Origin of the sequence: Candidatus Paralachnospira sp. LCP21S3_A2 (genome assembly GCF_052118925.1) — a bacterium.
Taxonomy (GTDB): domain Bacteria; phylum Bacillota; class Clostridia; order Lachnospirales; family Lachnospiraceae; genus Lientehia.
The window spans coordinates 169,280-183,578 of sequence record NZ_JBQKGG010000003.1 but is presented as its reverse complement, the minus strand read 5'-3'; the positions used below and the strand labels follow the sequence as shown (position 1 = coordinate 183,578).

Annotated in this window: 11 protein-coding genes and 1 other annotated feature; all 11 genes read right to left on the bottom strand. The window is 50.7% G+C overall.

Going from position 1 to position 14,299, the window contains the following annotated elements:
- Positions 1 to 140, bottom strand: a sequence feature (ribosomal protein L10 leader region).
- A 134-nt stretch (positions 141 to 274) separates the two neighbouring features.
- The 11 genes from rplA to ACTQ3K_RS04080 all read right to left on the bottom strand — a co-directional run bounded on the left by rplA (position 275) and on the right by ACTQ3K_RS04080 (position 14,266).
- Entirely contained in the window at positions 275 to 970 is a 696-nt protein-coding gene (gene rplA / locus ACTQ3K_RS04130; protein WP_441565948.1) for a 50S ribosomal protein L1, read from the bottom strand.
- A gap of 58 nt (positions 971 to 1,028) precedes the next feature.
- Complete coding sequence (gene rplK, locus ACTQ3K_RS04125; RefSeq protein ID WP_441565949.1) at positions 1,029 to 1,454, bottom strand: 50S ribosomal protein L11; 426 nt, start codon at positions 1,452 to 1,454, stop codon at positions 1,029 to 1,031.
- A 103-nt stretch (positions 1,455 to 1,557) separates the two neighbouring features.
- Positions 1,558 to 2,073 carry a transcription termination/antitermination protein NusG gene (gene nusG, locus ACTQ3K_RS04120; protein WP_441565950.1) on the bottom strand — a complete coding sequence of 172 codons (516 nt, stop codon included), beginning with the start codon at positions 2,071 to 2,073 and terminating at the stop codon, positions 1,558 to 1,560.
- 15 nt (positions 2,074 to 2,088) lie between these two features.
- Complete coding sequence (gene secE / locus ACTQ3K_RS04115; protein WP_441565951.1) at positions 2,089 to 2,280, bottom strand: preprotein translocase subunit SecE; 192 nt, start codon at positions 2,278 to 2,280, stop codon at positions 2,089 to 2,091.
- 32 nt (positions 2,281 to 2,312) lie between these two features.
- Positions 2,313 to 2,462: a 50S ribosomal protein L33 gene (gene rpmG, locus ACTQ3K_RS04110; protein ID WP_441565952.1), complete on the bottom strand. Its 150-nt coding sequence runs from the start codon at positions 2,460 to 2,462 to the stop codon at positions 2,313 to 2,315.
- Between the two features lie 288 nt (positions 2,463 to 2,750).
- Positions 2,751 to 4,568 (bottom strand): DUF975 family protein, encoded by a 1,818-nt coding sequence (locus tag ACTQ3K_RS04105; protein ID WP_441565953.1) that lies wholly within the window; start codon positions 4,566 to 4,568, stop codon positions 2,751 to 2,753.
- Positions 4,569 to 4,640: 72 nt separating this feature from the next.
- Complete coding sequence (gene mgtE, locus ACTQ3K_RS04100) at positions 4,641 to 5,975, bottom strand: magnesium transporter (protein ID WP_441565954.1); 1,335 nt, start codon at positions 5,973 to 5,975, stop codon at positions 4,641 to 4,643.
- 122 nt (positions 5,976 to 6,097) lie between these two features.
- On the bottom strand, positions 6,098 to 7,459 hold the full coding sequence (locus ACTQ3K_RS04095) for an MATE family efflux transporter (protein ID WP_441565955.1): 1,362 nt from the start codon (positions 7,457 to 7,459) through the stop codon (positions 6,098 to 6,100).
- 138 nt (positions 7,460 to 7,597) lie between these two features.
- Positions 7,598 to 10,060, bottom strand: a complete 2,463-nt coding sequence (locus tag ACTQ3K_RS04090; protein ID WP_441565956.1) for a glycogen/starch/alpha-glucan phosphorylase — start codon at positions 10,058 to 10,060, stop codon at positions 7,598 to 7,600.
- 80 nt (positions 10,061 to 10,140) lie between these two features.
- A complete protein-coding gene (gene ileS / locus ACTQ3K_RS04085; protein ID WP_441565957.1) occupies positions 10,141 to 13,299 on the bottom strand; it encodes an isoleucine--tRNA ligase in 3,159 nt (1,052 codons plus the stop codon).
- A 535-nt stretch (positions 13,300 to 13,834) separates the two neighbouring features.
- Positions 13,835 to 14,266 (bottom strand): hypothetical protein, encoded by a 432-nt coding sequence (locus ACTQ3K_RS04080; RefSeq protein WP_441565958.1) that lies wholly within the window; start codon positions 14,264 to 14,266, stop codon positions 13,835 to 13,837.
- Between the last annotated feature and the right edge of the window lie 33 nt (positions 14,267 to 14,299).

Here is a 14,299-nt window from a genome sequence, read left to right as displayed (position 1 = left end):
AGTGAAAATAAAAGACCCTTCTATGCCTGAACATACAAGGGTTATAAGGATTCACATATTGTCAATCTTATTATCCTCGGCAGGCGTTTCGACTTACACCTTTCGGTACCTGCTGTCTTCGGCGAATGTACGGAAACCGTACCTGTATAAATTAACATAAGATCGCTCCCATGTCAATTCTTTTTTTACAGGCTGCGGAAGTTTTTCCCGCAGCCTGATCTTCACAGCAGATCCTTCCGCCTCCGGCTCTCTCACCGGACTGCTTCCGAACCGATTAAGCCATGAACTTTACGGTATTAACCTTTACACCAGGGCCCATGGTAGAGGTCAGGGTAACACTCTTCAGGTACTGACCCTTTAAGGTGCTGGGCTTTGCCTTTATAATTGCATTCATTAACGTCTGGAAGTTGTCAGCAAGCTGTTCCTCTGTGAAGGAAGCCTTACCAACGGGTACATGTACGATATTGGCCTTGTCCAGTCTGTACTCGATCTTACCGGCTTTGATATCAGCGATTGCCTTTGCTACGTCCATGGTTACGGTACCAGCCTTGGGGTTGGGCATTAAGCCCTTCGGTCCAAGTACACGGCCCAGACGTCCAACAACACCCATCATATCGGGAGTAGCAACAACTACATCGAAATCAAGCCAGCCTTCATTCTGGATCTTCGGAATCAGTTCCTCAGCGCCTACGAAATCTGCGCCTGCGGCCTGAGCCTCGTCAGCCTTCGCATTCTTAGCGAAAACCAGAACGCGGACAGTCTTACCTGTTCCGTGGGGAAGAACAACAGCGCCACGGATCTGCTGATCTGCATGACGTCCGTCGCAGCCTGTTCTGATATGAGCCTCGATGGTCTCATCGAACTTTGCTACTGCAGTCTTCTTAACAAGTGCAACCGCCTCTGCGGGATCATACTGAACAGTACGGTCAACTAATTTAGCAGCTTCTGCGTATTTTTTTCCTCTTTTCATAAAACAAACCTCCTAGTGGTAATTGCGGGAATATCCCTCCCACACCATCATTGTTCAATTAGTCCTCTACGGTGATACCCATGCTGCGAGCTGTACCGGCGACCATGCTCATTGCTGCTTCCAGGGAAGCTGCGTTCAGGTCGGGCATCTTCATCTCAGCGATCTCCTGAAGCTTTGCCTTGGAGATAGAAGCAACCTTTGTCTTATTGGGAACGCCGGAACCGGACTTGATGTTGCATGCTTTCTTTAACAGAACAGCTGCAGGCGGAGTCTTTGTAATGAAGCTGAAGCTTCTGTCCGCATAAACGGTGATGACAACGGGGATAACCAGATCTCCCTTGTCAGCGGTTCTTGCGTTGAATTCCTTTGTAAACTGAACAATGTTCACACCATGCTGACCCAGTGCAGGACCAACCGGCGGAGCGGGTGTTGCCTTACCAGCAGGAATCTGTAATTTAATAAAACCAACTACTTTTTTTGCCATTTTAGGCACCTCCTAAATCATGTGGTATTGGACAGACACGCTGTCCCGATTAACGGCTTTACGCCTCCCACGCGCTGCCCGGATAAAACCGGCAGACGTTTAGCTACATCTTTTTCACTTCTGTGAAACTCAGTTCAACCGGTGTTTCCCGGCCAAACATGTCGACATTGATGGTAACAGACTGTTTGCTCTCGTTGATCTCGCGGATATTTCCAACGGTACCCTCCCAGGCGCCGGCAGTTACAACCACGGCATCTCCAAGCTCCAGATCCAGGGTAAGCTCGCCCTTCTGGATCCCCAGCGGCAGCATCTCTGCATCGGATAAGGGAACCGGTTTGGATCCCGGTCCAACAAAACCAGTCACACCTCTGGTGTTTCTTACGACATACCAGGTTTCGTCATTCATAACCATGTTGATCAGGACATAACCGGGAAACAGTTTCTTCTGAACCTGTTTCTTTACTCCGTTTTTGACCTCCACAACATCTTCCATAGGAACGGTCACTTCCAGGATCTGGTCATGCAGGTTGCGGTTTTCAATTGTTTTTTCAATATCAACTTTTACCTTGTTTTCATATCCGGAATAAGTATGCACTACATACCAATTCGACTCTGCCATATCCCTCACCTATCCTTATATTACGAAATTGATGCCGAACTTGATCACCAGATCCAGCAATGCAATCACTGCACCCAGGAACACAGATGTGAGCACGACCGCAACGGTCTCTCTTGTGAAAGACTTCTTGTCGGGCCAGATAATCTTCTTGAACTCTGCTTTCAGGTTCTTGAACACACTTTTTTTCTTCTTTGCGCTTTCTTCCATGTTCGATCTCACTTTCCTGCCGCAGTCACCAATTACTTGGTCTCCTTATGCAGCGTGTGTGTCTTGCAGAACTTGCAATACTTCTTGGTTTCCATTCTCTCAGGATGTGTCTTCTTATCCTTTGTCATGTTGTAATTCCGCTGCTTGCATTCCGTACATGCCAATGTTACTCTTACACGCACAACTTCCACCTCCGTTATCGTTTTTTTGTAATTCGGGCCAAAAAAAAAGAGCCCTTTGCTTCCATACGCTCCCCCATCTTACCACAAATTCATCGGATAGTCAATACTTTTACACTGCTTTGCAGTCTCGGAAACGTCACCATTCGCAGCTCCACCCAGACCGGCCAGCCGGCACATCTATAAGCCGCCTCTGTCTGGCCTGGGCAGTGGATCCGTGGAGAAATATAGATACGAAATGGATACCGACGATTTCAAGCGGGAGTCAAGTTCCGTTAGAAACGTCGGTATCTATACGGAAGAATCCTCTTTCGCGGCTGCTGCACTGGTAATTCCTTTTCCGGTATTTGGATTAAATTTGGAATATACGGTGTCGGTGACAAAAATGCCTGCCAGTACCACACAGAGCAGGATCACGGCTTTTTTCGGAATCTGCCGGAACAGATTGTCCAGCATGGGCGCAGCCACATAGACGATGGCGATTCCGCCGAGTCCGAACGCCAGAAGCCCCTCGGCGCAGATCCGGCCATGAAGATTCAGGAAATAACCGCTGTAATCCCACCATTTCATGCCATTATGGGTCAGCTCCAGTGCCCAGGCCGTGAAATATTCCACAATGCCGCAGAGTACGACAGCACCAAAGAACTCAGCCACCGGCTTTTTCCGCAGACGATTTAAGAGTAAAAGGATCAGGACACCGCCGGTTCCGTAGATGGGAAGCCAGGGACCATGGAGCACGCCACGGTTCACAAACTCGCCGTTGCTGATGAGATGGAGGCTTACCTCCCACAGCCAGCCGATGAAGGAAAAGGTAAAGAACAGAAGAATCACCGACCACACGGAATAAAATCTGGTATACAGGATCGTCTCGGCCTTTCTCCGCTTCTCCCTCTCCGGGATCGGATGGAGACGGCCGGGATAGGAAAGTCCCTCTGCCGCACTTTTGTAGACCGTATACTGAAGCCTTTTTGCCTCCTGCTTTTCACAGGCACGCTCTTCCTCCGATTCTGTAAGGACAACACCGAACCATCTGGCCAGAAAGCCCCTGAAGCCGTGAAGCTGAAGCTCCGGTATTTTTTCCCGGTTTACTTCATAGACATCGGCATAGGCTTTCCGGAGCACCCGTTCCGGCGCAGGCTCAAACAGATAAGTATCGTTGAGCTTTTCAAAGCCTTCGATCCGGTTTTTTCGCGCCTCGTGGCGCAGTACCGCATAGTATTCGCTGTAAAAAGCACTTTCATACAGGTTTGTAAAGAATAACGGAAGCAGACCGAAGGTCACGATTCCCAGCAGGTTCCATCCAAGGAAGGACAGGCCGTTCACAAAGCACTCCCACTTGTGCCCCTTCATCATCTGCCGGGAGAGGGTGACGGCTTCTCTTGCGGAAAGCGTCGGATTCTCCGCGATAATATAAGGCACCATATAGTAGGAATAATGCTTGATGACGCCGCCGGCAATGGTGAGCCACCAGAGCATTTCCCAGATCACACGCACAAACATGACCCAGGACACATGGATCCATTTCTTGACCCGGTAAAAATACAGAAACCGCTGGATCGATACCTTTTCATAGGTCCGTCCCTCCAGAAAGATCCTCCTGGATACCGCACGGTACATATTCGTCAAAAGAAACCACAGGGAAAAGCTGAGCAGCATGCTCCCAAGCAGGAACACGGCTGTCACAGAATTTTCCGAGCCGGTAATATTAAAGATCGCACTTGCCAGAGTCACCAGAAAGGTTCCGCTGGTGATATTGTTAACGATCTGTGCGAAAACGCCGCGCGTCCTCCCCAGAGCCGGATTTCCGTTCTCCGCTTTCTGAACAGCAGCTTCTTTTATGGCCTCGGAGCGTGTTTTTCCCGCCTCCGTATCGCCCGTCACAATATCGGTATAGACATCGTAAATTCCCTTTTTGATACCGGCTCCGGAGGCCGCCACGCCGGAAACACTCTCTGTTTCTGTTCCCGGACGGATCGACCGGACAGACCGCAGCGTGCCGGTAAACTCGGTCCCCAGAAATGCGGCAATGAGACAGGCCGCCAGATAAATGAAATAATGACGTTTCAGAGCATGCTTACTCCGTTTTTTCATTTCTTTTCTTGTTGGCATCTCGTTCTCCTGTTTCTTTCTTCCATGTCTGGAACATTCGTCTGCATCCTTCCCGCTTTCAGCGTTTCCGTCTTACAGCTTAAACAGGCTGGTCGCAATGGAAAAATAGATCGTGATAGCCGCCGCATCCACACAGGTTGTGATCAGAGGGGCCGCCACCAGCGCCGGATCCAGCCTCAGGCGTTTTGCCAGCATGGGAAGACTGCTGCCGATGAGCTCCGCCAGGCTGACCGTACATACCAGAGTCATACCGATCAGAACCGCAAGCTTCATATTCTGGCCGTACATGATATAGATCCGGATCCCATTGACGATGGCCAGAGTCGTACTGACCATAAGCGCCACGCGGATCTCTTTCCAGACGACCTTAAAGAAGTCGCCAAGACTGATCTCGTCAATAGCCATACCTCGAATGATCAGCGCCGCACTCTGGGAGCCGCCGTTTCCGCTGGTATCCATCAGCATCGGAATAAAACCGACCAGCGCCGGGATTGCCGCAAAGGCTTCTTCATATTTATTGATGATCATTCCCGTAAAGGTTGCGGAAAGCATCAGAAGAAGCAGCCAGGGAAGCCGGTTTCTTGCATGCTTCCAGACCGGTGTGGAAAAATAGGGATCCTCACTGGGTGCCACAGCTGCCATGAGGGCAATATCCTCCGTTGCCTCATCCTGTAACACCTCCATAGCATCATCCACAGTCACGATCCCGACCATGCAGCCTTCCCGGTCCACAACAGGAAGTGCAATAAGGCCGTACTTGCGGATCAGCTTCGCGGCCTCCTCCTGGTCATCATGGGTATTCACAGAAATAATATTCGTCTCCATGATGTCCTCAATGACCCGGTCCTCATTCCCGATCAGTAAATCCTTGGCTGTAACGATCCCCAGAAGTTTTTTATTCCGGATCACATAACAGGTATAGATCGTCTCGCTGTCGATCCCGACCCGGCGGATCTTGGTGATCGCCTCCTTCACCGTCATCTGCGGCTTCAGATCCACATATTCTACCGTCATGACACTGCCTACACTGTCATCCGGGTAGCTCAGAAGCTGATTCAGCTGCCTTCTGGTCTGCAGATCTGTATTGGACAAAATACGCTCTACCACATTAGCCGGCATTTCCTCCAGAAGATCTGCCGTATCATCCAGAAACATATCGTCAAGGATCTCTTTCAGCTCCCGGTCGGTAAAGGCTTCTACCAGGATCTGCTGCTGCTCCGCCTCCATGTTGCTGAAGGTCTCTGCACCTTTTTCTTTTCCGACAAGCCGAAATGCCATGACCATCTGTTTCTCCGGAAGCTCTTCCAGAAGCTCCGCCAGATCGACCTCGTTCATCTCCGCAAACGCTTCCTTAACCGTTTTATACTGCTTCTTCTCCAGAAGCTCACAGATCTCTTTTTCTGTCACTGTCCTCCCTCTTTCCTGCTGTTCTGCTTTTATAGACTGATAAATTCCGGGAAATTTTCTGTTTTACAAAAGAAAGGTACAACCGTAAGAAACGGCGTACCTTTTCTACTAATATAGTTATACTATAAAACTATTTTTTCTGTCAACCTCTCCCAGTGCCCAAACCGGTAGTACAGCACCATCACCGTTGAGGTCAGTACCCAGGTAATGGGGTACACAATGGCCACCCCACGGATGTCGTGGAAGAAGGACATGATCCAGAACAGCAGAATACTTCGAATCACACAGAGATTCATTAAGATGATGAGCATGGGCGGCAGTGATTTTCCTGTCCCGCGGATGGTACAGGCCAGGACCTCATGAATCACATAGATCCAGTAAAAGGGGAAGGAATAGCGGGCCGCCTGGATACCGTAAGCGATCACTGCCTCTTCTTTGTTGAAGAGGCCGAAGATCGGACGGGCAAAGACGGTCATCAGCCCACAGGTAATAACGGTGACTCCGATTCCCATGGCAATACAGACCAGCGCCCCCTGCTTTACCCGTTTCATGTTTCCTGCGCCGGTATTCTGACCGGAAAACGTTGTGGCTGCCTGTCCGAAAGCCGCAATGGGATAGTAGATGGGAAGCTCCGCCTGAAAATAAACAGCAAATGCCGCAATGGCATCCACATCAAATCCGTTGATCTGGTACTGGATCAGCACATTGGAAAACTCGATGACCAGACTCTGGAGCCCGGCCGGTATGCCGATGGCAAGGATCCGTTTTGCACTGTCCCGGTCCGGCCTGATGCATCTGATATGCAGGCGATACGGTTCTTCCTCCCGAAGCAGAAAAGCAAACGCCAGAAGTGCTGCCGCCGTCTGGGACAGGAGTGTGGCCATGGCCGCTCCAAGGACTCCCCAGCGCAGCCCTGCCACAAACACGGCATCCACAGCCACATTGATGATTCCGCCGATCAGCTGGATCACCATAGGCACTCTGGAATTCCCCGTGGCACGGATGATCCCGGCACACATGTTAAAGGTCACAATGGAAAACAGTCCGCCAAAATAGAGCCGCAGATAGGCCGATGCGTCCGAAAAAATCTCCTCCGGAACATGAAGCCAGGTAAGCAGCACCGGAGCCAGAAGGACTCCAAACACCGACAGAACCGCTCCGCCGAAAAGTCCCAGAAAGACAGCCGTATGAATTGCCTTTTTTGTCCCGGCCACATCCTCTGCGCCGATCCGCTGTGCCGTCACCACCCCGGCTCCCACACTGACACCGGTAAAGAATCCCACCACGCAGGCCACCAGAATCCCGCTGGAGCCGACGGCCGCCGAAGCATTCTTTCCAACCAGATTCCCCACAAACAAAAGATCCACCGTGTTGTAAAGCTGCTGGATCAGGCTGGAGCCAAGAAGAGGCAGGGCAAAAAACAACAGCTGCTTCCAGATCACCCCCTCTGTCAGATCCACTGTTTTTCTGGATGTTTGTTTCATACTCTCCCTCCCGCTGTGCTGTATCGTTCCTTCCTCCGGGCAAAAAGCGTCCCGGAGCATTTTTCTGCAGATACCACAGCCCGCAGGGATTCATTCTCCTGCGGGCCGGTTACTTGCTTTTTTATTTATTTTCTGTTTTTACTCCATGGTCACTGTCACAGGATCCAGATGCCAGATCTCATCGACATACTGCTGGATGGTCCGGTCAGAGCTGAACTTTCCGGAGCAGGCTACATTGAGGATCGCAGCCTTTGTCCACCAGGTCCTGTCACGGTAAGCGGTGTCCACACGCTTCTGGGCATCTGCATAGGAACGGAAATCCTTTAAGATAAAGTACGTATCCGCCTTGCTGGTGCTCATGGTATTCAGCAGAGAATTGTACAGGTCACGGAACAGCTCGGGATCCTTCGGTGAATAAAAGCCGTTGATGAGCTGCATCAGTACCTGGCGGATCTCCGCGTCACTGTTGAAGATATCCATGGGATTGTAGCCGCCGTTGTTCTCCAGGTCAATGACCTCCTTGGCGCTCATGCCAAAGATAAATGCATTGTCCTTTCCGACTTCCTCCACGATCTCCACATTGGCGCCGTCCATGGTTCCCAGAGTCAGTGCACCGTTTAACATGAACTTCATGTTGCCGGTGCCGGAAGCCTCCTTGCTGGCTGTGGAGATCTGCTCGCTGACATCAGCTGCCGCAAAAATGATCTCCGCATTGGAAACCCGGTAGTCCTCAATGAATACGACCTTGATCTTGCCGCCAATGGACTTGTCGTTGTTGATCACATCGGCCACTGAATTGATCAGCTTGATCGTAAGCTTTGCGATCTTATAACCGGCAGCAGCCTTGGCACCGAAGATAAAGGTTCTGGGCACCATATCCATGTCCGGATTGTCCTTTAACTGGTTATAGAGATACATGACATGAAGGATGTTCATGAGCTGTCTCTTGTACTCATGGAGACGCTTTACCTGAACATCGAAGATGGAATTGGGATCCACATCGATGCCGTTGTGCTCCTTGATATACCGGGCCAGACGTACCTTGTTCTTGTACTTGATCTCCTGGAATTCCTTCTGGGACTTCTTATCGTCCGCATACCCGGCCAGCGCCTTGATCTTGGACAGGTCAGTTACCCACTCGTCCGTTCCGATCTTCTTCGTCACCCAGTCTGCGAGAAGCTCATCTCCGTGAAGGAGGAACCGTCTCTGGGTAATACCGTTTGTCTTATTATTGAACTTCCAGGGTGTCATCTCATAGAAGTCTTTCAGAACCTCTTTCTTCAGGATCTCGGTATGAAGCTCTGCCACACCGTTGACGGAAAAGCTTCCGACAATGGCAAGATGAGCCATTTTTACCTGTCCGTCGCGGAGGATCGCCATTTTCTGAATCTTCTCTTCATTTCCGGGATACTGCTCCTGGATCTGAAGAACGAAGCGGCGGTCGATCTCCTGAACGATCTGATAGATTCTGGGCAGCAGTCTGGAGAACAGGTCGATGGGCCATTTTTCCAGTGCCTCTGCCATGATGGTATGGTTGGTGTACGCACAGGTTCTCGTTGTGATATCCCATGCTTCATCCCAGCCCAGACCCTCTTCATCCACCAGGATCCGCATCAGCTCTGCCACGGCAACTGAAGGATGGGTATCGTTCATCTGGAATATCACCTTCTCCGGAAGCTCATGGATATCGCTGTGCAGTGCCTTGAACTTCTTGATGGCACGCTGCACGCTGGCAGAAATAAAGAAGTACTGCTGCTTTAACCGCAGCTCTTTTCCTGCATAATGGTTATCATTGGGATAAAGAACCTCAACGATGTTCTTTGCCAGGTTCTCCTGCTCTACGGCGTTCAGATAATCGCCTTTATCAAAGGAATCCAGGTTAAAGGTGTTGATGGGCTCTGCATCCCAGATCATCAGGCTGTTGACTACGTTGTTGCCGTAGCCGACAATCGGAAGATCATAGGGCACTGCACGGACAGACTGATAGCCCTCCTGGACATACCAGTTTCTTCCGTCTCTCCATTCGGTCTTTACATAGCCTCCGAACTTAACCTCACAGGCATATTCGTCACGGCGCACTTCAAACGGATTGCCGTCCTTCAGCCAGTCATCGGGCTCCTCGATCTGGAAGCCGTCACGGATGGCCTGTTTGAACATCCCGTACTTATAGCGGATTCCGCAGCCGTAGGCCGCATAGCCCAGAGTTGCCAGGGAATCCAGGAAACAAGCCGCCAGACGGCCGAGGCCGCCGTTTCCGAGAGCCGGATCACGCTCCTGGTCCTCGATCACATTGAGATCAAAGCCAAGCTCATCGAGTGCCTCGCGGATCCCTTCTCTGGCGCGGATATTGATGATATTATTGCCAAGGGCTCTGCCCATGAGGAACTCCATGGACATGTAATACAGGGTCTTGGCGTCCTGCTCCACATACTGCTTATGGGTTGCAATCCATTCATCGATGATGACATCCTTCACAGCGTAGGCTACTGCCTGGAACACCTGTGCCGGTGTCGCATCGGAAATGGTCTTGCGGTAAAGATTCTTTACATTACTGACTACTTCCTGCTTGAACTGTTCCTTATTAAACTGATAGCTGGACATGATTACCTCCTTTGGTCATTTCAGCCCCCCGACTGAACATTTTATTCGCGGCCCCATCGGTGTAACCCCAGATGTCGCTCTTAAACAGTCGCTTTCTCCACACCAAGCATAACATGTTCGCCGTTAATATTCCAGTCTTTTTCGTATCCGGCGATCTTTCCGATGTAAATATTCTTTGCCAGGACCTCAGATTTGATCTGATCGGTGTAATCCTTCAGGATTCCGGCGATCTTCTCGTTCTCATCCTGATACAGATTGATCTGGTCCATGACCTCGAAGCCGGCTTCCTTTCTCATGGTCTGGATCTTGCTGATGATCTCGCGGACAAAGCCCTCCTCGATCAGCTCCGGCGTCAAGTTGGTGTCCATAACCACGGTTACTTCCTTATCTGCTTCGGTCACATAGCCCTCCTTCTGAGTCATGTCGATGAGCAGATCTTCTTTTCCGAGAGTTACTTCCGTTCCGCCGATGCTCATGGATAAGAAGCCCTTTTCATTAAGCTCATCCATGGCTGCATTGCCGTCCAGACCGGAGAGTGCTGCCTTGATCTGACCTAACAGCTTTCCGTACTTCGGTCCTACCGTCCGCATCTGAGGCTTGAAGGTATAGGTTGTGAACTCACGCACATCATCGGTGAATACAGCCTTCTTCACATTCAGCTCATCCTCCACGATCTCCTCGTAGAACTCCGGAAGCGTGAACAGTGCCTTCACAAACATCTTGCCAATGGGCTGACGATTCTTGATATTGGCGGTATTTCTGCATGCACGTCCCATGACAACAACCTTCAGGACATGCTCCATGTTATCCTCCAGCTCCTTGTCTATATGCTCCTCACATACGGTGGGGAAGTCACACAGATGAACGCTTTCGGGCGCGGTCTTGTCGATGGAGCAGACCAGGTTGCGGTAAATATCCTCGGTCATGAACGGAATCATGGGTGCCGCTGCCTTGCTGACCGTTACCAGTGCAGTGTAGAGGGTCATGTAGGCATTGATCTTATCCTGTCCCATGCCCTTTGCCCAGAAACGCTCACGGCTTCTTCTTACATACCAGTTGGACAGATCATCCACGAACTCCTGAAGTGCTCTTGCCGCTTCGGGAATCCGGTAGTTTGCCAGGTTGTCGTCCACAGCCTTGACCATGCTGTTCATCTTGGACAGGATCCATTTGTCCATAACAGACAGCTTCGTGTAGTCCAGTGTATATTTTGTTGCGTCAAAGTTATCAATATTCGCATACAGGACAAAGAATGCGTAGGTGTTCCATAAGGTTCCCAGGAACTTTCTCTGTCCCTCCATAACCGCCTTGCCATGGAACCGGTTGGGCAGCCAGGGTGCGCTGTTGATGTAGAAATACCAGCGGATTGCATCGGCTCCGTAGGTTTCCAGTGCATCGAAGGGATCTACCGCGTTGCCCTTGGACTTGCTCATCTTCTGGCCGTTCTCATCCTGAACATGGCCCAGAACGATTACGTTCTCATAAGGCGCCTTGTCGAACAGCAAGGTGGAGATGGCAAGGAGGGAGTAGAACCAGCCTCTTGTCTGGTCAACAGCCTCGGAGATAAACTGTGCCGGGAACTGCTGCTTGAACAGATCCTCGTTCTCAAAGGGATAATGATGCTGTGCGAACGGCATGGAACCGGAATCGAACCAGCAGTCGATCACCTCGGGAACACGATGCATCTGCTTTCCGCAGTCGGGGCAGGTGATGGTCACATCATCAATGTAAGGACGGTGCAGCTCAATATTGTCGGGGCAGTTGGGAGACATGCTCTTCAGCTCCTCAATGCTTCCGATGGAATGCTGGCAGCCGCACTCACATTCCCAGATATTTAAAGGAGTTCCCCAGTAACGGTTTCTGGAAAGGCCCCAGTCCTGAACGTTCTCCAGCCAGTCGCCGAACCGTCCCTTTCCGATGCTCTCGGGAATCCAGTTGATAGTGTTGTTATTGCGGATCAGGTGCTCCTTTACCTCGGTCATCTTGATGAACCAGGACTCACGCGCATAGTAGATCAGAGGCGTTCCGCATCTCCAGCAATGAGGATAGCTGTGCTCGAACTTGGGCGCATCGAAAAGCTGTCCTCTCTCGTCCAGCCACTGCAGCACCTTGGGATCGGCATCCTTGACAAACAGTCCGGCGAACGGTGTATCTGCGGTCATGTCACCTTTTCCGTCAACCAGCTGTACAAACGGCATATTGCCGTACTTTCTGCATACACGGGCATCATCTTCACCGAATGCCGGAGCGATATGAACCACGCCGGTACCGTCGCCCATCGTAACATACGTATCACATAACACAAAGAATGCCTTCTTATGCTGCTTGTCTGCCACATTCTTCGCACACTCAAATAACGGCTCATATTCCTTGTATTCCAGATCCCTGCCCTTATAGGTCTCCAGCACTTCATACGCAGGAGCACCGTCTTTTCCGAGCTTTCCGAGAACGGTGTCCAGAAGCGCGGTCGCCATATAATAGGTATATCCGTCTGCCGCCTTGACCTTTGCATAGTCCTCATCGGGGTTTACGCAGAGGGCGATGTTGGAGGGCAGCGTCCAGGGAGTCGTCGTCCATGCCAGGAAATAGGCGTCCTCGTCCTTTACCTTAAAGCGGACAACGGCGGAACGTTCCTTGACATCCTTGTAGCCCTGGGCAACCTCATGGCTGGACAGCGGAGTTCCGCAGCGAGGGCAATAGGGTACGATCTTGAAGCCCTTGTATAACAGCTTCTTATCCCAGATCTTCTTTAATGCCCACCACTCGGACTCGATGAAATCATTATCATACGTTACGTAAGGATGCTCCATATCCGCCCAGAATCCGACGGTATCCGAGAATTTCTCCCACATGCCCTTGTATTTCCAGACGCTCTCCTTACAATGCTCGATGAACGGCTCCAGACCGTACTGCTCGATCTGCTCCTTTCCGTCCAGTCCCAGCATCTTCTCGACTTCCAGCTCAACGGGAAGTCCGTGGGTATCCCAGCCGGCCTTTCTGGGTACCATATACCCCTTCATGGTACGGTAACGGGGAATCATATCCTTGATAACACGGGTCAGCACATGACCGATATGGGGCTTGCCGTTTGCAGTCGGCGGGCCATCATAAAAGGTATAGGTTTCACCCTTCTTCCGGTTTTCAATACTCTTCTCGAAGATCTCGTTCTCTTTCCAGAACTCTCCGACCTTCTTTTCCCGTTCCACAAAATTCATGTTTGTGGGGACTTTGTTATACATAGTATACCTCCTGATAGATTAAATAAATCCGATAAATATACGATAAGAATGTGCCTTGGCACATTCTTCGCCTGCGGCGCGCCGCTCTCGCGGCATGCTTCCTCTGCGCCGCAGTGCGATCCCGCCCGGCAGGGCTTTTATGTTAGCAGGAATTCCAACGGAATCCTGCTAACATAAAAAGCTCCGTCCAGAAAAGGACGAAGCTTATTCTTCGTGTTACCACCTGTTCTGCGTACACCGTTTCCGGTCATACACGCTCCTTTTAACGGGGGAAACCGGCCCGGCCTACTTTGTTCTTCAGCCTGCTGCTCGGGAGTGATCTTCAGTCCGCCATTACTCATCCCGGGCTCCCACCTGTCCCCGGGTCTCTGTGACTTTCCTGCCGGCCTACTGTCTCCGTCTGGGCATTTTGCCTATCGTTTTTCATTATAGAAGCGGGCGGAAGAAAAGTCAAGGGGGAAACAGACAGGAAAATGCACAAAAACTCCGAAAAAATCGCTTTTCACGGCCCACCCGGACCGGCCGGCTGAATGTTCTATCCAAGAGCTTCCGCATGATCTGTCCAGATTTCCGTGAGCTTCTCCCTCAGTTCTTCACTTGCATGAAATCGGATCACATATGCTTCTGTTGTATAGTTTTGCTTTTCGGAAATCACTGCATTCTCTGCATACGGCTTATAAAACGGAAAAAATGTATACGTATCTGCCTCGATTACCATCCCATCCGTGCCATAACGCTGCCATAAGATCGGCGAATCATAATGATACGTCAGTCGAATCGTATCCTCTTCCGGTTCTGTGATATACGATAATAACACAAATTCCAGTTTTCCGTTTTTCAAGCTGTTTTCCCAGCAGTCCGACACAAGCTGGTGAATCTCCTCGTATTCCGAATCGCCGGCAGATATCATTACCTTCCGATTGTCTTTCTCCAGATAAATCATGTCCGGTGATTCTAATGTCGTCAATGCTAAACATCTATCCTCTGCCTGCTTTCTTTT